The 20,521-nt window shown below is 32.7% G+C and carries 11 protein-coding genes and 2 tRNA genes; 7 read left to right on the forward strand and 6 right to left on the reverse strand.

Going from position 1 to position 20,521, the window contains the following annotated elements; translation table 11 throughout:
• Nucleotides 1-61: 61 nt before the first annotated feature.
• The 7 genes from HN894_11205 (at nucleotide 62) to fbp (ending at nucleotide 12,959) form a co-directional block, all read left to right on the forward strand.
• Nucleotides 62-1,174, forward strand: coding sequence for an ATP-binding protein (locus HN894_11205; GenBank protein ID MBT7143895.1), 1,113 nt, complete (start codon nucleotides 62-64; stop codon nucleotides 1,172-1,174).
• A gap of 59 nt (nucleotides 1,175-1,233) precedes the next feature.
• Nucleotides 1,234-3,675 (forward strand): T9SS type A sorting domain-containing protein, encoded by a 2,442-nt coding sequence (locus tag HN894_11210; GenBank protein ID MBT7143896.1) that lies wholly within the window; start codon nucleotides 1,234-1,236, stop codon nucleotides 3,673-3,675.
• Between the two features lie 122 nt (nucleotides 3,676-3,797).
• Nucleotides 3,798-3,870: transfer RNA gene (locus HN894_11215), tRNA-Gly, on the forward strand.
• Nucleotides 3,871-3,895: 25 nt separating this feature from the next.
• Nucleotides 3,896-3,981, forward strand: a tRNA-Leu gene (locus tag HN894_11220).
• Nucleotides 3,982-4,075: 94 nt separating this feature from the next.
• Nucleotides 4,076-4,693: an ATP-binding cassette domain-containing protein gene (locus tag HN894_11225; protein ID MBT7143897.1), complete on the forward strand. Its 618-nt coding sequence runs from the start codon at nucleotides 4,076-4,078 to the stop codon at nucleotides 4,691-4,693.
• Nucleotides 4,694-4,981: 288 nt separating this feature from the next.
• A complete protein-coding gene (locus HN894_11230) occupies nucleotides 4,982-11,812 on the forward strand; it encodes a T9SS type A sorting domain-containing protein (GenBank protein ID MBT7143898.1) in 6,831 nt (2,276 codons plus the stop codon).
• 145 nt (nucleotides 11,813-11,957) lie between these two features.
• The gene (fbp, locus tag HN894_11235) at nucleotides 11,958-12,959 is read left to right on the forward strand and encodes a class 1 fructose-bisphosphatase (GenBank protein MBT7143899.1); all 1,002 of its coding nucleotides are present in this window, start codon (nucleotides 11,958-11,960) and stop codon (nucleotides 12,957-12,959) included.
• 63 nt (nucleotides 12,960-13,022) lie between these two features.
• On the opposite strand, the gene HN894_11240 is transcribed toward fbp, so the two are convergent.
• From HN894_11240 to HN894_11265, 6 genes are all read right to left on the reverse strand, one after another.
• Complete coding sequence (locus HN894_11240) at nucleotides 13,023-14,966, reverse strand: response regulator (GenBank protein MBT7143900.1); 1,944 nt, start codon at nucleotides 14,964-14,966, stop codon at nucleotides 13,023-13,025.
• Nucleotides 14,967-15,058: 92 nt separating this feature from the next.
• Nucleotides 15,059-15,334: a circadian clock protein KaiB gene (locus HN894_11245; GenBank protein MBT7143901.1), complete on the reverse strand. Its 276-nt coding sequence runs from the start codon at nucleotides 15,332-15,334 to the stop codon at nucleotides 15,059-15,061.
• Between the two features lie 10 nt (nucleotides 15,335-15,344).
• A complete protein-coding gene (locus tag HN894_11250) occupies nucleotides 15,345-15,713 on the reverse strand; it encodes a response regulator (protein MBT7143902.1) in 369 nt (122 codons plus the stop codon).
• Nucleotides 15,714-15,928: 215 nt separating this feature from the next.
• Nucleotides 15,929-18,523 carry a PAS domain-containing protein gene (locus tag HN894_11255; protein MBT7143903.1) on the reverse strand — a complete coding sequence of 865 codons (2,595 nt, stop codon included), beginning with the start codon at nucleotides 18,521-18,523 and terminating at the stop codon, nucleotides 15,929-15,931.
• Between the two features lie 109 nt (nucleotides 18,524-18,632).
• Nucleotides 18,633-19,724, reverse strand: a complete 1,092-nt coding sequence (locus tag HN894_11260; GenBank protein MBT7143904.1) for a cache domain-containing protein — start codon at nucleotides 19,722-19,724, stop codon at nucleotides 18,633-18,635.
• Between the two features lie 253 nt (nucleotides 19,725-19,977).
• Nucleotides 19,978-20,469, reverse strand: coding sequence for a chemotaxis protein CheD (locus tag HN894_11265; GenBank protein MBT7143905.1), 492 nt, complete (start codon nucleotides 20,467-20,469; stop codon nucleotides 19,978-19,980).
• Between the last annotated feature and the right edge of the window lie 52 nt (nucleotides 20,470-20,521).

The following is a 20,521-nucleotide window of genomic DNA, read 5'->3' on the forward strand; positions in this document are numbered from 1 at the left end:
TGTACTATACTTGTAATGTATTAAATGAATATGTTATATTTGTAAAAATATAAATGAGCATATGACAAAAATAAAAGTTGGAATACCTGTCAGTGGCAACGAATTTATTGGTCGTGAAGACGACATTAATAAAGTTGTAGAATTGATTTTAATGGGGCAAAGCATAGTTCTTATTGCTCCGCGAAGGTTTGGGAAAACATCTTTAGTGCTGGAAATTTTGTCCCAACTAAAAAAGAAAAAATATTATGCCGGTTTTATTGATGTTTTTTCATCGCCTACAATACCTTCACTTTCAGAACAAATTACTGCCCAAGTTCTCAAAAACAATAAACTCGACAATATCTTTAAAAAATCGGCACGCTCGGCTCTTCAGTTATTTAAAAATGCAAACCTAAAAGCAGTAATAGAAGATTTTGAGTTCATTTTGAGCTTTGCCGACAGCAATCAGAACGAATGGAAATTGCTCGAAAATAGCATCGACTTTATTGACGAATATTCTATAAAGCACAACAGTCAAATGATATTTGCTTTTGACGAATTTGGCGACATTTCTAAACTTGATGGAAATCAGATAGTTAAACTTTTTCGTTCGAAAATACAGAAGCATAAAAACACAAGTTATATTTTTTCCGGCAGTTACGAATCCGTCATGAACTCAATGTTTGTAACAAAAAAATCGCCTTTCTATCGTTTTGCTCGTGTTATAAATTTAGGATTTATTGAACCTCAAAAATTTGCCATATATTTTAAAAAGAAATTCAAAGCGTTTGGAATTGAGAAATACGAAAAAATATCCGAACAAATTTTGCAGTTTTCTCAGGGTCATCCATACTATTCGCAACTGGCTTTGCAAGAAACAATTATATTTTTTAAATTGTACGAAAAAATACCGACATACAATCAGCTTATTGAATCTATGCTACAATCGGAGCGAAACTATCTTGAAAAAAGCTGGGAAGAAATATCTTCGAGCAAAGCAAGTGTGAAAGTAATTATAGCCATAGTCGATTCAAAAAATGGAGTATATGCATCTCTGAAAAATAGCGGCATCAACGTTTTCCGAACTTTAAACCAATTGAAAAACAAGGGTGTACTTATTAAAAATGAAAAAAACAATTATCAACTTAGCGATCCTTTGTTTAAAGAATGGATTAAAAAAAATGTATTGTCGTGAGTTAGTAGCTAAAAAACAATAGTTTTACAATTATTTTGAAATGAAATGAAATTGAACAAATGGCATATAATTCAAAAACATATATTTTCATAATCATTATTCTTTTACTCAAGCTAAAAGTTGCTTATTCTCAAATTTCTGAAACAAACTGGTATAAAGTTGAAGAAACGGGATATTTTACAAATTTGAACTACAGCCCTTTCGGTATAATCGCCAGTGATAATTATGCTTCAAATATTTATTTGATAAAAAACAATAAATATGAAATTCTTCATAGCTCGCCGAGTTGTGGTAGGTATTACAATTTGTCGCCTGATGGTAGCAAAATTGCTTTCAAAATGATTGACCAAAACCGAATGCAGGCTCCTGCAGTTATAGATATTACTTCTAAAAAAGTAAGAATTTTTAGCAATTTTACTCAGCTTTGTGGGCAGCCCAATTTTACAAATAAAGGGAAGGTTTTTTATACGATTGCAGACACTTTATTTTTTGAGCAGAAAAACAAATTTGCAAAATTTTGCCTTTACGAATATTCAAATATAACAGATATTTCGCCAGATGAGCAAAAGCTTGTTTTTAGCCACAATGGGCAACTTTTTCTTTTCAGTTTTGAATCGAAAAAGATCATTCAAATTACTGATAATAAAGGTGCTTATCTTTATCCGAAATGGTCGCCGGATGGTAAAAAGTTACTGTTTAGTTCTGTTACAGGGAAAAATTATGTGTGGGAAAAAGCTAAAAGTAAAATCTATGAAATAGGCGATGGAAATTTAGCAGTTTGGACTTTAAACTCTGAGTTTTTGATTTTTATTAAGAGCAGGGTCATGAATTTCAGGTTTTTGGGTTCCGACATTTTTATCTCGAAATTTGATGGTAGCCTAACGAAAAATCTCTCGAATACAAAGGACGTAAACGAAGCCGGAGTTCAAATTTTTGGTGATAATAAACTAATATTTCATACTTTAGAAAACAGAGAAATATATGAAGCAATTTTCGACATAGATAATTTCATGCTGAAAGATATATATCTGATTTTAAAATCTAAAGGAAAATTGCCGATAGAGCATTTCCATTTTAATAAGTTAACAAATTCCGGGATTTTTATTGACACTTCAAAAGTTCCATACGTTCATCAAGTTTACGATACGCCCGATTGGCACGATGGCAGCGGCTCATGTGCTCCTGCAACCGCTGTCATGGCAATTGCTTTTTACAATCGACTTCCAAAATGGGAAACTCAAATAAGTTATCCATCACCGCATATTAGCCACTATGGTTCCTATGTTTCTGAACTTTATCGTTTCAACGAAATTTATTACGAAGTTTATGCAAATGCCTACGGAACAGATGCTTATGGCGGATATGGTTATATGTGGAACGGTTCATCTTCGCCAAGCTCAAAAATGAAACAGTATTATGAAAATCATGGAATTAATTCAGATCAATTATGGTTGAGTTCCTGCACTTTTCAAAATACTGCAAATGAAATAGACAACGGATATCCTCACACAATTTGCAGTTGGCTAACTCAAAGTGGTCATTTGACTTTGGCTGTTGGCTATATCCCTGTTCAGCAAACTTTAATATTTCGCGATCCTTTTGGAAATAAAAATACCCCCAACTATCCAAGCTACGACGGACAACTTGCATATTACGACTGGCCCGGATTTAACAATGGTTTTCAAAATCTGGATGCTGATGGGACGCATGGTGGTGTTGCATGGACATTAAAAAGCAGAAGTGAATTTTCTTTATATAATGATACAATTATCGACGATATTTTTTATGACAATGGATTTTATATTTTCAATCAGCCACCTTCTCATCAGAAATATTTCAGGGACAATTTTTCGGGATACAATGATCATTCCTGGTTTACTATCACCGTAGATTATCAGGAAGATATTTGCTGGGTGAGCTGGACACCTAATCTGCCGGATTCGGGAATTTATGAAGTTTCTGCTTTTATTCCGCCCATAGATGCAAATGCTGAAAACTCACTTTATAAAATTCAATATTCAGGAGGAGACACTACAATTTCTATCAATCAGGGAAATTATTCCGATGAATGGGTATCGCTCGGATTTTTCCCATTTGCTCCAGGCGATTCAAATTATGTTTATCTTGGCGATAATACCGGAATACAAGGGCAGTCAGTTGCTTTTGATGCAATAAAATGGAGCAGAACTTTTACATCATTTTCAGAAAATATTTATCAAGAAAAAAATACAGTCAGTATTTTTCCAAATCCCTGCAACGATATTTTAAATATTTCATATTCAATAAATAATGCTCAAAAAGTAGAATTGAATATTTATTCAATTCTCGGAATAAATAAGTTTTCATCAATTTTTACTCCTCAAAATTCTGATATAAATCAAATAGAATTAAATATCAAAGAAATTGGTTTGTCTGACGGAAATTATATTCTTGAATTAAAAAATGAAGAGTTTTCAATTCGGGAAAAGGTTTTGGTTTTGCATATTTTATCAGAGTTTTGAAACTTTTATAAAGTTAACACATTCTATATCTGGGCTATTTCTACAGCTCAAAAAAATATTTAATATTTTCATGAAATTTTTCTTGTTTAATAAAATATTATAGTATTTTTGTCGCCGAATTTGCGAGAATAGCTCAGTTGGTAGAGCACGACCTTGCCAAGGTCGGGGTCGCGGGTCCGAGTCCCGTTTCTCGCTCTTTTTTTGTTCTTAATTTTGGAATGCCTAGGTGGCGGAATTGGTAGACGCGCTGGACTTAAAATCCAGTGGCCATTGATGGCCGTGCCGGTTCGATCCCGGCCCCAGGTACAAAAGCTTCGAGATTCTCGAGGCTTTTGTTTTTTACAAGTAAGTTTTCTTTTTTGTTGATTTAAACAAATATGTCTTTTATCCTACAGATATTATGATAGTTCAAGTAAAAAATCTTACTATTGGTTTCGATGATAAAATAATTATTGAGAACTTAAACTTTGATGTAAATCGTGGCGAAAAAGTTTCTATTGTAGGAAAATCGGGTAGAGGTAAAACCAGCTTATTGAATGCTTTGCTTGGTTTCGTAGAAATTCAAAAAGGCGATATTAATATTCTTGGAAAAAATCTGAATATCAAAAATATTAGAGAGATTAGATCCAAAATTTCATGGTTGCCTCAAGAAGTTAACCTTCAGCTAAATACTGTCAAAGAACTTTTTTATATTCCCTTTCAATTTACTGTAAACAAAAATAATACGCCTTCAGAGGATGAGATAAATTCTGTTTTTAATAAAATTGATTTAGAGATTGATATTTTAACAAAATCTATCAATGAAATATCTGGTGGACAAAAACAACGAATTGCTATTGCGTCTTGTTTTCTTTTGAAAAAGCCTATTTTAATCTTAGATGAGCCAAGCTCAGCTTTAGATTCGAAAGTAATAGAACTACTTATTGATTTCTTGTTTTCGCAGAAAGACCTAACAATTATTTCAAGTTCGCACAATGAACTATGGATCAATAGATCTGATAAAATAATTAATTTGTAGGATCGGTTTTTAAAATTTGTAAGCAATTTTTATTGCAAATTTCATCTGAAAAAAGGAAAAATTACAAGCTTATTTGCAAATTTATTATCTTCATTTACTATAGTAGAATAATATACTTTTATATTTTATAAATTAAAGTTTGCAATTTTAGTAATCTACATCAAATAACAATTTGAAAATTAAATATTTCAATATATATTGCGAAAAAATTTGTAGAAAAAAATATTTAGTAAGGTATTAGAAATTAGTAATTTAAAATAAATCAAAGTTAAATTTAAAAAGTTTAGTATGAAAAAATTGACGTTAAAAAAACTTTTGTTGTTGATATTTGTTATATCTTCAACTACTGCGATATTTGCGCAACCAAATTGGAACCTAAGTTTAGTAACCGGAAGCAACCACACAATATTAGTTCAACCTGGAACAATAACTATAAATGGATCGGCAATTTCAGTTGGAGATTATATTGGAGTCTTTTTCGATAGTACTGCTGGGACTTTAGCATGTGGTGGTTTTCATATTTGGGATGGCAATAGTAATGCAATCACTGCCTGGGGTGCTGATGCAGGTATGGATGGTTTTGCTGCTAATGAAGCTTTTAAGTGGAAAATTTGGCAAGCCTCGACAGGCGCTACTTTTGATGCAACTGCTACTTACATGACTGTTGGTATGCCAAATCAAGGAAATTTTGTTTCAAACGGAATAAGCGGATTAGCGGATTTATCAGCAACCGGTTCAATTCCACTTTCAATTTCACTTTCGGGCACCGATGTTGCATGTTTTGGTGATGCCACCGGAGCAGTAGATCTTACTGTTAGCGGCGGGGATACTCCATATCTTTACATTTGGTCAAATTCTACTTTTTTAGAAGATTTGACAAACTTAGTAGCTGGAACCTATACTGTAACTGTATTTGACAATAGCTCTACTTCAGCTACTGAATCAATAATAATATCTCAACCTACAGCAGCTATCACTATTAGTAATCCAGTAGTTACAGATGTTACATTTTATGGAGGAAGCGATGGCTCAATATCCCTTTTAGCAATGGGAGGAACAACACCATTCACCTTCTTGTGGTCGAATGGTAGCACTCTTTTAAATCAAACAAATTTAGTTGCCGGAACTTATGATTTGACTATTACAGATGCTAATGGATGTACCGAGTTTGGGAATTATGTTGTGGACCAACCTGTAGCACCGCCGCAACTTATAGTAAATTATTTAAGTAGTGATGTTAGCTGTTTTGGTGGTTCAGACGGAAGTATAGATTTGACTGTCAGTGGAGGAACTACTCCATATTGTTTCGATTGGTCAAATGGTTTAGCAATCGAAGATATTACTGGCTTAATTGCAGGTACATATACAGTTACTGTAACTGATAATTGTACTTCACAACCATTTTCTTGGACATACATTGTAACAAGTGGAAACCATACGATTTTATTGCAACCAGGAACAATAACCATAAACAGTCAAGTTCTGGCAGTAGGAGATTATGTTGGAGTTTTTTATGATCAAGGCGGAACTTTAGCCTGTGGTGGTTATGCACCTTGGACAGGAAGCAATACAGCAGTTACTGCATGGGGATCCGAAGCTGGTTTAGATAATGGCTTCCAGGCAAATGAAGCTTTTGTTTGGAAAGTATGGCAGGCTTCATCTGGTCAGGTAGTAGATATGACTCCAACATATCAAACTCTGGGAATGCCAAATCAAGGCAATTTTGCGACAAATGGTATTAGCGGTATAGCATCACTTTCGGGAACATCAACCGGTGGCGGTACTGGAACTACAGAAATTGTAACAATAACAATTATTGAACCAGCCGAAATAATACAAACTGATGATGTTTCAATTTGTGATGGAGATTCATATTATGCAGGTGGAGCTCTGCAAACTACAAGTGGAAGCTATACAGATGTTTATACAGCTACAAACGGTTGCGATAGTACGGTAAACACAAATTTGACTGTCAACCAAATATATAATGAAACAGTGAATGTTGCAATTTGCGATGGCGAAAGCTTTTTTGCAGGTGGAGCTAATCAAACTATAGCTGGTACATATACTGATGTTTTAACTTCTATTGAAGGTTGCGACAGTACAATAATTACCAATTTAACTGTAAATCCAGTCTATACTGAGACAATAAATATGACTATTTGCGATGGTGAAAGCTATTTTGCAGGTGGAGCAAATCAAACTGTTGCAGGCGTTTATACAGATGTTTATACTACTATAAATGGTTGCGATAGTACAATTATTACAAATTTGACTGTAAATCCTGTTTATGCAATAATGAAATATATAGAAATTTGTGACAATGAAACTTATTATGCAGGTGGAGCATTCCAATCTACTACTGGAGTTTATGTTGACAATTATACAACTATTAATGGATGCGACAGTATTGTAACTACAAATTTAACAGTCTATCCAACTTACTCATTGTCGATTGATACTACAATTTGTGGAAATGAAACTTATTTTGCCGGCGGTGCAAACCAGAATACAACTGGTTTTTACATGGATGTTTTAACAAGTATTAATGGTTGTGATAGTATAGTTTCAACAAATTTAACTGTAAATCCTGTTTACTCGCAAACATTTGATATATCAATTTGTGATGGAGATTTCTATTTTGCAGGCGGTGCAGAGCAAACTACTAGTGGTACTTATACAGACTATCTATTTACTGGAGATGGTTGCGATAGTACTGTTATTACAAACTTAACAGTAAATTCGGTATATTCTGTAACATTTGATATTTCTATTTGCGACGGAGAAAGTTATTATGCAGGCGGAGCAAATCAAACTATGAGTGGGACATATACTGATAACTTATTGACAGTAAATGGCTGTGATAGTACTGTAATCACAAATCTTACAGTAAATCCGGTTTACACACAAACCTTTGATGTTGAAATTTGTGATGGTGAAATATATTTTGCCGGTGGAGCAGACCAAACTGTTACAGGAACTTATACCGATGTTCTTACAACAATAAATTCTTGTGATAGTACAATCATTACTAATCTTACAGTAAATCCTATTTATACTACAAATGTTGATGTTGAAATTTGTGAAGGAGAAACATATTTTGTTGCTGGAGCAGATCAAACAGTTTCAGGAATTTATACAGATATTTTAACTACAATAGATGGCTGCGACAGTACAATTTTAACAAATTTAACTGTGAATCCAGTTTTCACTGAAACAGTTGATATTTCAATTTGTTCTGGAGAAACATATTTTGCAGCTGGAGCAAATCAATCTGTATCAGGTGTTTATGCCGATGTTTATACAACAATAAATAATTGTGATAGTACTATTATTACAAATTTGACTGTAAATCCTGTTTATTCTGAAACTGTTATTGCTGCTATTTGCGATGGCGAAACATATTTTGCCGGCGGAGCAGACCAAACTGTTTCAGGAACTTATACTGATGTATTTGCTAGCATTGATGGTTGTGATAGTACAATTATCACAAACCTAACAGTTAATCAAAATCCTATTGTTGGTATAGGTGGCCCTTATACAATAAGTTATCCAAATGCTGTTGCAATGAGCACTACAATTAGCGGAGGTTCAGGTTCTTATTCTTATTCCTGGACACCAGCAAATTTATTTGTTGATGCAAGTGCTCAAAATCCAACTACTATTGATAGTATTGAAACTACAACAACTGTTTCTTTAACTGTTACTGATATCAACACAGCTTGTGAAACAATTGAACAAGTTGACATTCAAATTATTGGAGGTCCTCTTTTAGTTTCTGTAATGGCAAATCCAAGTACAGTTTGTGCAGGCGATTTAGTTCAACTTACAACTATTGTTTCAGGTGGATTATCAGCAAATTATACTTATATTTGGTCTGATGGAGGATCGTTTTCTTCAACTGATGCAAATCCTACCGACAATCCAATTGCAAGTGTAGTATATTCAGTTTCGGTTTCTGATGGAACAAATACAACCGTAGAAACTGTTTCAGTTACAGTTAATCCACTACCTGTTGTAGATCTTGGTGCTGATATGGCAATTTGCGATGGCGGATCATACTTGCTTGATGCAGGAAATGCCGGTGCAAGTTTTGTGTGGAGCAATGGTTCAACAGACCAAAATATTAATGTTACAATGGCAGATACATATTTTGTTACAGTTACTGATGCAAATATGTGTGTAAATACAGACGACTTTGTACTTACCGTGAACGCTTTACCAACAGTAGATCTTGGAGCTGATGCAGCAATTTGCGATGGTCAATCATTCCCACTTGATGCAGGAAATGCAGGTGTAAGTTTCATATGGAGCAACGGAGCAACAGACCAAAATATTAGTGTTACAATGGCTGATACATATACAGTTACTGTTACAGATGCTAACAATTGTGAGAATACTGATGATTTTGTACTTACGGTTAATCCTCTTCCTGTAGTTGATTTAGGTGCTGATCAAGAAATCTGTGATGGTGAATCTATTACAATTGATGCAGTAATATCTGGAGTATATCTATGGTCGAATGGTGAAACTACGCAGACTATTTCTGCTACTCTTACCGATTTATATTCAGTAAGTGTAACAGATGCAAACAGTTGTGTGGGTACCGATGATGTACAATTAACTGTAAATGCTTTGCCTTCAACACCAGCAATTTCAGCAAGTGGTGCAACAACTTTCTGCGAAGGAAATAGTGTTACACTATCTGCACCAAGTGGCTACAATTATTTATGGTCGAATGGCGAAATTACTGAAAGCATAATGGTTAGTACAAGTGGAGATTTTTCTGTAGTTATTAGCGACCAAACCACAAATTGTGAAAGTGCGGTTTCTGCAATTACTACAGTGCTTGTAAATGTACTACCAATTGTCGATCTTGGAGCTGATGCAGCAATTTGTGATGGTGTATCTTACACGCTTGACGCTGGAAATGCCGGTGCAAGTTTTATATGGAGCAATGGAGCAACAGATCAAAGCATTAGTGTCTCAATGTCAGATACATATACTGTTACAGTAACAGATGCAAATTCTTGCGAAAATACCGATGATTTTGTTCTTACTGTAAATTCGCTTCCAAATGTTGATCTTGGTGCAGACCAAACAATTTGTGAAGGAAACTCAATTAATCTTGATGCAGTAATTTTAGGAACTTATTTGTGGTCAACTACTGAAACAACCCAAATTATAACAGTTTCTACAGCAAGTAATTATGCTGTTACTCTTACCGATATGAATGGTTGTGTTGGCTCAGACGATATGGACTTAACAGTTAATCCTTTGCCGGTTGTTGATTTAGGAGCTGATACAACAATATGTCAAGGAAATGCAATTTCGCTTCATGCAGGATCAGGTTGGTCATATTATTTATGGGATGACGGTTCTACCGGTCAGTTTTTAGTAGTTTCAACAACAGGAAATTATTCTGTTTCTGTTACCGATAATAATGGCTGTATCGGAGTTGATGATATAACTGTAACTGTAAACGCAACTGTTTCTGTTGATCTAGGCTCAGACCAATCAATTTGTGAAGGCCAATCAGTTCAGCTTAATCCAGGCACTTTTAATTCGTATCTATGGTCAACAGGAGTTACTTCCCAAACTCTTACTGTATCATTTGGCGTTTACTCTGTAACTGTTTCAGATGCTGCCGGTTGTTCGGCTTCCGACACTATTGAGATTATTTTAAATCCAACTCCACCAACACCAACTATCACAGCAAGTGGATATACAACTATTTGCGAAGGCGAAAGTGTTACTCTTTCAGCACCAGCCGGATACAATTATATGTGGTCGAATGGAGAAACTTCTGAAAGTATTATAGCCACATTAGCAGGAAATTATAGTGTTGCTGTTGCTGATTTAGTAACTGGTTGCCCAAGCCTTGAATCAGCAATTACAACTGTTACGATAAATCCGCTTCCTGCAGTAGATTTAGGAGCTGATACAACAGTTTGCGATGGCGGATTATTAGTTTTAGATGGCGGAATGTTCGATTCATATCTATGGAGCGATGGTTCAACCGACCAAACTTTAGAAGTTACTATCACTGGAGTTTATTCATTATCAGCTACATTAAATGGATGTGTTGGCGTAGATGAAGTTTCGATTACTTTCCAACCTGGATTTACTATTGATCTTGGAATTGACAGTACATTCTGCGAAGGAATGGAAATGATTATTGATGCCGGTGCCGGTTTCGATTACCTATGGTCAACCGGTGAAACTACTCAAACTATTTCTGTTTTGGTTTCTGGAGACTATTCTGTTATTGTAAACGATAATGGCTGCACTGCAACTGACACTGTTGAAGTAACAGTAAATCCTACTCCAATGATTGACTTAGGCGGAGACCAGACAATTACTGCCAATTCACTTGTACTTGATGCAGGAGTACAACCAAATTATTTATGGTCAACTGGCGATACTGTTCAAACCATAACTGTAAATACATCAGAGGTTTTTGCAGTTCTTGCTATTTCAGACTTAGGCTGTGTTGGTGTTGATACTGTTAGCATTACTTTTGTTTCTCCAATTACTTTTATTGTTGACGATTCTCAGGGTGGAGATCATACTGGATTTTTCTTAAAAGGAAGTTGGGATTCTACAACAGGCGAATTTGATGCAAATTGGTCTGGCGGATTCGAACAAACAGCTTTTTATGATGATGGTACTAATGGCGATGAATTTGCCAACGACCATATTTGGACAGCAGTTCAGAATTTAGTAATTGACAATGGTGCAAATACCTGGGAATGGGGAATCAATGATATTGATCATAATTGGATTGCAGGAAACTGGCAATTTAGTTTACCATACGCCTCTCCATTGACAGTTACTTATATAATAGTTGGAATCAACGATCTAGAGTCAAATAATTTGTTCTCGGTATATCCAAATCCAAATAATGGTATTTTTAATATTGAAATTGAAAATTCTCAGATCGAAAATGTAAGGATTGAATTGATTAATGCCCAAGGACAAATTGTTTATTTTAATGATATTCAGTCGGTTGTTTCTCACAAGGAAGAAGTTGATGCTTCCTCGCTTGCTCAAGGTGTATATTATGTAAAAGTTATTAGTGGTAGTAAAGTTGCCATTGATAAACTTATTATTAAATAGAAATTCAAATTTTTGAGTTCTCTTTTTCTTGTTTTAGTTTCATTGAAAAAGAGAACTCATAAAATAGATTCAAGAAAAAAGTAAGCTAATTGTAAGCTTTTTTCTTGAATTTTTTTCATTTATTAATTTCAAAATAATTATGGATATCTATAGTATAATTACTCTAAACGAGTTTATAACAATCAAACAAGCTCAAGTTCCTTATGCAACAGGAGAACTATCTAAATTGTTGAATTATATTGGAATAGCAGCAAAAATTGTTAACAAGAAAGTAAATAAGGCTGGCCTTGTCGATATTCTTGGTGCAGCTGGTGAAGTTAATGTTCAGGGCGAAGACCAAAAAAAATTGGATGTTTTTGCCAATGAAAGATTTATCAGAGGATTAAAAGCAAGTGGAGTTTGTTGCGGAATTGCTTCGGAAGAAGATCAGGAAATAATTACATTTGATGACGAATTGTCGAAATATGGCGAATATGTTGTGTGTATGGATCCATTGGATGGTTCATCAAATATTGATGTTAATGTTTCCATAGGTACGATTTTTTCCATTTATCGCCGAATAAGTAAAAAGGGCGAAAAAGCTCAACTCGAAGATTTTCTTCAGGAAGGTAGAAAACAAGTTGCTGCAGGCTACGTAATTTATGGCTCGTCAACAATGTTGGTATATACTACCGGCGAAGGTGTTAGTGGATTTACTCTCGATCCTTCAATCGGTGAGTTTTGCTTGTCAACTGAAAATATTAAAACTCCGGAAAAAGGAAAAATCTACTCAATAAATGAAGGAAACTATATAAAATTTCCTGAAGGTGTAAAGAAATATTTAAAGTGGTGTCAGGAATATGATGATAATACAAACAGGCCATATACTTCAAGATATATTGGTTCGCTTGTAGCAGATTTTCATCGAAATTTGCTTAAAGGTGGAATTTTTATTTATCCTACCACAAAAACTGCTCCTAACGGAAAACTTCGTTTGTTATACGAATGTAACCCAATTGCTTTCATTTGCGAGCAAGCTGGTGGAAAAGCAAGCGATGGCAAAAGAAGTATAATGGATATTAAACCAGAATCGATTCATCAAAGAGTACCGTATTTCATTGGAAACAAAGATATGGTAGAAAGGGTTGAAGATTTTATGAAGGAATAAGAATTTAGCTTATTGTTGACGATTGCCAACATGTAAAGCATTTGAATTTTACTGTAACACAAATTACAAATCCAAATGTTTATTAATAAGTTCGAAAAGCTTTGTTTTATTTATTGGTTTGCTGATATAATCATCAAAACCTTGTGATATAATTTCTTCGCTTTCGCCTGTTAGCGCATATGAAGTTTGAGCGATTACAGGTAAATTTTTTCTATTCGACCTAATTTTTTTGAAAGCTTCTATGCCACTACATTCAGGCATTCTAATATCCATCAGAACTAAATCAATTTCGGAGTTTTCATTACAAGAATCAATTGCTTCATTGCCGTTATATGCAAATAGGATTTTTGCTTGTTTCTTGAGCATATGTTGTAGAAGAAGGCAGTTTGTTATTTCATCATCTACAATTAAAATAGTTTTTATTTTTTCTTTAGGTTTAATTTCTTCCTCACGAGGTATAATTGGAATCAAAGGTAATTCTTGAGCAACCTGTTTGTAAGGGATGGTAAAAAAGAAAGTTGAACCCTTTCCACTTTCCGATTCAACCCAAATATCTCCACCAAGTAAATGTACTAAGGAGTCAGAGATAGACAATCCTAAACCGGTACCTTCAACGAGTTTTGTAGATTTATCTTCAACTTGTCTGAATCGCTTGAACACAATTTCTTGATCTTCTTTTGAAAGACCAATACCTGTGTCTTCTACAAAAAATTGAACAAATTGTTGGGAGTCATACTCTTCCAATGTAAAACCAAGATTTATGTACCCTTCTGAAGTATATTTTATTGCATTGTTTATTAGATTGATTAAGACTTGCTTTATTCTAACTTCATCTGTTATAACTTTACTCTTTTGTTTGTTTAGGACTCTGGTTAGCTTGAAATCTATGTTTCCATCAATAATTTTTCTATTACTGCTGAATGAATGATTTATCTCAAGCAGTATTTTATCTAATGAACATTCTTTAGGTACTATTTTTAGCAATCCTGCCTCTACTTTCGAGATGTCAACAATATCGTTAATCAATACTAACAAATCCTGACTACGGCTATTTATCAATTGTATGAATTGTTTCTTGTCATCATCAGATATGTCTTCTTCATTTAACAATTGAGAAAATCCAACAATGGCATTCATAGGGGTTCTAATCTCATGGCTCATATTTGCTAGAAATGCAGTTTTTAGTTCATCTGATTGTTGTGCACTTTCTTTTGCTTTTTTAAGATTATTTTGCAATTCTACATGTTCGGTAATATCGTTTATCATAATCAGAATAGCAGGATTATTTTGCCATTGTGTTCTGGTAGAAATTACTTCTCCTCTACCTATCTCCCCATTTTTTCTAATAATATCAATTTCATCTTTTACTCCGGTTTCGAACATAAAGCCAAATGATTCCCCGATAATTTCATCTGCTTTCCTCATAAAAATTTTCTCTCCCATCTTGTTGACAAAACGTAAGATACCCTCATTGTCGGTGATGAGAATGGCAGCATCGCTTTTCCCTACAATACTCTCAAAGTTATCTTTAGTAATATGGAGTGCTTCACATAATTGTTTGGTTTTTACTTCTTCATTTTTAAGTTTATCAATAGTTTGTATTAATTCTGAATTAATTTGTTCTTCCTTTTCAATCAATCTTAAATGCAATTTAATTGTACTTACTAAAAAATTTCCTGTGATCGGTTTTATCAAATAATCAATAGCTCCGGCATTGATACCTTGATTTAGTTTCTCCTTATTCGGATCGAATGCTGTAATAAATATTATAGATGTATTCCGATTTGTATTTTGGTTTTTTATTCTTTCAACTGTTTCAAATCCGTCCATTTCAGGCATTGAAATATCGCAAAGTATAATGTCAAATTTAGTATTACTGGTATGTTCTAATGCTTCTATTCCAGATTTTGCAGTAACAATTTCTAATTTAAAATTTAATGAAATGACTTCTTTTATGAATTTTCTTATAATTTCATCGTCATCAATTATTAAAATTCTATTATTCATAGTTAAAATATATTATATATTCTTAATATGATATTTGTGTGATTACAATAGGCCAGATTTATGGTCAATTTGAAATCTTAATTCAATATATTTTATTCCTTGACTATTTTAAGACGTGCAAATAATTTTTCTGTATCCGCAATTTTTCCTATTACTCGTTTTGATGGCAATGGAAATTCCATAATCAGCGTAGGCGAAGCAAGTATTTTTGCTTCAATGGCTAAATCAGGATTATTCAAGATATCAACTATTTCTAATGAATAATTATCATTCAGAACCTCAGAAAATACTTCCTTTATTTTTTTAATTACATCAGAAGTTTTAACATTGGATTCGACTACATATAATTTAAATTTATAATTTGACATAAGTATAAGTTTATTCGATTAATGATTCTGTGATTTCTTTTAGTTGTGCACTATCTAATGGTTTATGCAATACTTCAAAATCTAATCCTGCTTCAGCAGCTTTCTTAAGTTGTTCAAAAAATTCTTTATGATAGGCTGTGAAAATATAAATAGAAGTTTCAGAGTCAATTTTCCGTAATTCATTTAATGTTTCAACTCCATTCATCCCGGGCATTTTTAAATCTAAATATACAAGGTCAAATTTTTGCATTTTAAATTTATCTATACCTTCGTAGCCCGATTCTGCAACTACCACATTGTAATTAGTATCTTCAAAAGTTAAAATAAAGGATTGTCTTATTGCAAAATCGTCATCAATTACTAAGATGTTTTTTTTCATTTTTCAAATTTAATTACTAACAAAAATAATCAAAATATATTGATTATGTTTTGTATTTATTAGATAATTTCAAATTTTTTTCAATACAATTTATAAGTTTTAAGAATAATTCATGAATTATTCAGTCCTCCAAAAAACGGATTTTTTCCTATTATAAAAATGCAAACTCAACTGCCTCGTAATCTGCGAATTTGATGTTCTATATATAAGGTAGGTTAAATATTTGATTTGTCTTTTATACTAAATTTCAATGAAAATTCTGTTCCAAATGTTTCTTTACTTTCAAAAGCTATTTCTGCATTATGCTCGTCCATTATTCCTTTGCAAATAGAAAGCCCCAGCCCGGTACCTTTATTTATTGTTTTAGTTGTGAAAAACGCATCAAATATTTTGTATTTGTTGTCAGGAGAAATTCCGGCACCATTATCAATAATTTTGACAAAAAGGAAGTCTTTCTTTGTATATATATGAACTGTAATATTCTTATTTTCAGCAGATTCTAATGCGTCGGCAGCATTACTTATTAGGTTTAATAGAACCTGCTGAATCTGATTTGCACAGATATATATGTTTGGAATGTTTGGTTCATAAATGCGTTTAATATTGATATTGTTTTTTGTGATTTTATAGTTTAGAAGTCGCAAAGCTTTTTCAATAATAGTAGTAATATCAATATATCTGAAACTCTTTTTTTCAGTGTCTTCTTGTCGTGTATAAGTCAAAAGATTTGAAACTATTTCTACACACCTTTTTGCTTCGGTTTTTATATCTGTTGCCACACTGTAAACCTTATGATCTTCCGGTATGTGTTTAATACAATAGTCAGAAAAATTTAAAATACCCATCATTGGATTATTTAATTCATGAGCAATACCGGCAGCTAAAGTGCCAATTGCACCTGCTTTCTCTGACTGAATTAGCTGGTTAGTTTTTTTTCGAAGCTGTTCTTCAGCATTTTTACGTGTCTCGATTTCTTGTTTAAGTTGTTGGTTGTATTCTCTTAATTCTTCTTCATTCACTTGCAATTGTTCTTCGTTAGATATAAGTTCTTCATTGAGTGAACTTAGCTCTTGCTCAACTTTTTTGATTTCAGTGATATCTGTGGATATATTTCCAATAGCAAAAATCTCTCCTCTATCATTATACAAAGGAAATTTGTTTGACAAATATATATGATAGTTGTCATTATAATCTAAGTTTTCTTCAAGTTTAATTGGTTTATTCTGTGAAATTATTTGTTGTTCTGTTGAATAATATTTTTTAGCAGCTTCTTCAGGGAAAATATCAAAAACTGTTTTACCTACAATTGATTCTTTGTTTGTTTTAAATAGTTTTTCAAATTGATTGTTTATAAGAATGTATTTGCCTTGAATATCTTTTATATATATAATAGAATCGGTGTTGTTTGCCATTGCCAATATCTGTAACTCGGTTTGTTTAGCCTTCTTGTTTGCGAATATTTTCTCTGTAACATCAATTATTGTTCCTTGAAAGTGCGTGATTTCATTCTTAACATTTCTTATAATTTCCGTTCTGTTGTCAATCCATTTAGTAACATTGTTTTTTGTAATAATACGATATGGTTGGTGAGCAAATTTATTGATAAAAGACTTTCTGCTATTTTCTTCAATCTCTTTGCCTACTATATGCAAATCATCTTCATGCACTATTTGGGAATATGAAATTTCTCCTGACATGAACTCATCTTTCGAATATCCAAAAATTTCGTTTACATTAGCCGACACATACTCAACCGGCCAACCTTCTTTATTTTGTAGCAAAAACGCGACTACTTGCCCATTGTTAATGATGTTTATTGTTTTCATTAACTCATCTGTTTGTTCATTCAATTTTAGATTTGTTTCATATAATTGATCTTCGTTGGCTTTTAGTTCTTCGTTATTAACTTGTAATTCTGCAGTGCGTTCATATATGATTTCTTCAAGATTTTTATTAAGTTCTTTCAATTTTTCCTGAGCTATTTTTTTTTCTTGAACTTCAATCTTCACTGCTTGCATTTCTGCTAAACCTTTTAAGGCAATTCCTAGCACAGGCATACAATAACTTAAGATATTTGCCCAATGAGCTATGTCGAAATATACATCGAAAAGTTGTTTTGAGAAAGACATGTACATCTGCCCGCCAAAATTTAGTAAAATACTGGCAAAAAGCATACTTGTAAAGACATCGTTTTGTTTTTTCATTTTCCGAAATATCACAACAGCTGCAACTAAGAATAGTACAGCTGAAAACAAATCAATGGGTCGCGAGATTACATTCTCAGGAAAAATGAATTGCGGAAGGTTAATCGAAAATGCAAAAGCCGTCAGACCGCCTCCAAGAAACAGAGCAGAAATTGAATAGAAAAAGGCAATTTTATTAAGATCGTGTTTTTTGGGATAATATTTTTCAAACAGTGGAGCTACAATAATTATTAATGCAAGTGAAATCCTCCCTGCCACATAAGTTGCCGGTACAAAGGAAGTAAGGTCGATATCTGTATTCGTAAATAGTCTTTTGAAGCTGAGAATTCCGTGTATCAAATCTTCGCTACCACATATAAAAAAACCTAATCCGATGAGTAAATAAAATCTTTCTCGTGAACCAAAGAAGAATATTATAGCAATATAGGCAACAATGAGTGCTATAAATGAACTGGAAATTTCGATACAAGAATGAAAGTCGCTTGAACTAACCCATGACGATTCTATTGCTACAGGCATTATTATTAGAAAGAAAGCAACAATCATTAAATATAAATTAATGAAATTTTTACCACCGATGTTTTGTCCTGAGATTTCTTTGCTCATAGAATAAGTTTTTATTTTTATATAATGAAAAAGAAGTTAATTACTTAAATTATTTTTTTAATGATTTTTCATAGTTGTTAACAAATTTGAAATTAATATTGCCAAAAAACTAAGTATAAATTCCAAAGAAAAATGCTGCTATAGCTATAATAAATACAAATATTAAACCAAATATAACAATAATCTTTGTTGTATCTTTCAGTGGCCCGACTAAAGAATCCAGACTCCTGTAATTAACTATAAACCATGACTCTCCACTATTTCCCTTTTTGTGATCAGCTGATTCAAACGAACCTCCAAAAATATAGTTTTTAGAGTTGTTTGATGTTATCAAAATTTTCGATTTTCCAATCACCCAATAATTTGTTGAATCGTAAAATAAAAATGAATTATTTTCTGAAGATTTCAGTTTTTTATATAATAAATCTGGTATTCGTGTGCTCAGTGGTTCTTCTCCTTTTGAATATATTACATCACCTTCACTTCTTATTAATTTATTTTGGCCAAAATCATTTAGCAATGAACTTTCTAACATATCGCTTATTGCACCCAAAATATTTAAATTAACTTTTAAAATTCCAATTATTTCATGATTTTCTTTTATGGGAATTACCAGACCTAAGACATAACCATCTACACTTTCGTCATATCCGCGGTCGTCAATAAAAATTGCTCCATTTCCTTCATTATAAGAACCCTTCCACCAATATTTATGTGAGTGAACAAATGTTGAAAGTTTTGCAGTTGATGCCACTACTGAACCATATTTGTTTGTTAAAAAAATCTCGCCGTACTCACCTTTTAGGTTTTCTTGTTGCAGATTAAAAAAATGAGAGATTTCGTTATTGGTATATTCAAGAATGAATGCGTCATTTGGATCTTTGGTGGTTTTCCATTTTTTGTTTAATTCGTTAAAAAGCTCACTTCTATCAATATCTGATAAATTATGAAATTTTCTATTACTTTCTTTCAATGCTTTTTTCAGTATAGGGGCAACAGCTAAAGTTTTATTTGTTTTTATCTTTTCTAATAGTCGGTCCTCAACATTATGCGACATTTCATCGACAATTATTTGCGTATATTTTATTTCGTGTTTCAGAGTGTTATTGTAGTTATATTTATATACAAAATACCATCCTATAACCAACATTATAGTTCCTATGACTAAAATCCTAAGTCCAAGTTTAATTTCTTTTTTCATGACATCTAAAGTTTTAATTTATAATAAGATTTTTATGTTGATTGTGCTAATTATTGCATATCTCGAACAAGCTTTTGAAGTAAACTATAAACCTTGTTTCTCATTTATCAAATTTTCTTTTAATAAATACCTCACCAAATATACATATAAATTTTAACAAATCAAGCACAAAATTTTAGCATCTGAATTAATATGTTTACTTTTCAAAAATGGGATTTATCTATTCAAATCTTCAAGACATATTTGTACTGAGTTAGTTAAATTTATAAAGTAATTTTTCGTGTAAACTTCCGATTGAATAGTAAAGTTCTGCTTTTTCAACAATTAATGTTGCAGTTCTTCTTTCATAACCGCCAACAGATTTTGCCGTAATTTTCAGTTTTCTTTTTTCTAAAATATCTATAATATTATTAATATTATTTTGGGCAATTTTGTCATTTTTCCTTCTTAGAACATTTGCTCCACCTACAAGACAAATTTCAAGGTTTTCGGTATTGCTGCCATGTTCATGCAACAATTCAATTAGAGTATCGATAGCATCAACTGCGTATCTGGTTTTCGGCAATTTTGTGTTATCAGGAGATTTTCCAGCAAGCATTACATGTGCCATTCCAGCAATTTGGCATTTAGGATCGTAAGCTGCTATTATCACACATGATCCTATTGCACTTGATTTTAATATTTCATCTATTGTGCCAATTTTTACCTCACCAGTGAGGGCATAAATAATTTTTTCTTCAATCATGTTTTAGGTTCATTGTTATTTGTAAAATTCAAATGCTCGTCAAATATTCTCT

The organism is Bacteroidota bacterium (assembly GCA_018692315.1).
Classification (GTDB): Bacteria; Bacteroidota; Bacteroidia; order Bacteroidales; family JABHKC01; genus JABHKC01.

Excerpts from the sequence above, each read along its gene's own strand:
- HN894_11255 (MBT7143903.1), bottom strand. The coding sequence starts at position 18,523 with ATGAGCAAAGAAATCTCAGGACAAAACATCGGTGGTAAAAATTTCATT.
- HN894_11260 (MBT7143904.1), bottom strand. The coding sequence starts at position 19,724 with ATGAAAAAAGAAATTAAACTTGGACTTAGGATTTTAGTCATAGGAACT.
- HN894_11245 (MBT7143901.1), bottom strand. The coding sequence starts at position 15,334 with ATGTCAAATTATAAATTTAAATTATATGTAGTCGAATCCAATGTTAAA.
- HN894_11210 (MBT7143896.1), top strand. The coding sequence starts at position 1,234 with ATGGCATATAATTCAAAAACATATATTTTCATAATCATTATTCTTTTA.
- HN894_11225 (MBT7143897.1), top strand. The coding sequence starts at position 4,076 with ATGATAGTTCAAGTAAAAAATCTTACTATTGGTTTCGATGATAAAATA.
- HN894_11265 (MBT7143905.1), bottom strand. The coding sequence starts at position 20,469 with ATGATTGAAGAAAAAATTATTTATGCCCTCACTGGTGAGGTAAAAATT.
- HN894_11230 (MBT7143898.1), top strand. The coding sequence starts at position 4,982 with ATGAAAAAATTGACGTTAAAAAAACTTTTGTTGTTGATATTTGTTATA.
- HN894_11205 (MBT7143895.1), top strand. The coding sequence starts at position 62 with ATGACAAAAATAAAAGTTGGAATACCTGTCAGTGGCAACGAATTTATT.
- HN894_11250 (MBT7143902.1), bottom strand. The coding sequence starts at position 15,713 with ATGAAAAAAAACATCTTAGTAATTGATGACGATTTTGCAATAAGACAA.
- HN894_11240 (MBT7143900.1), bottom strand. The coding sequence starts at position 14,966 with ATGAATAATAGAATTTTAATAATTGATGACGATGAAATTATAAGAAAA.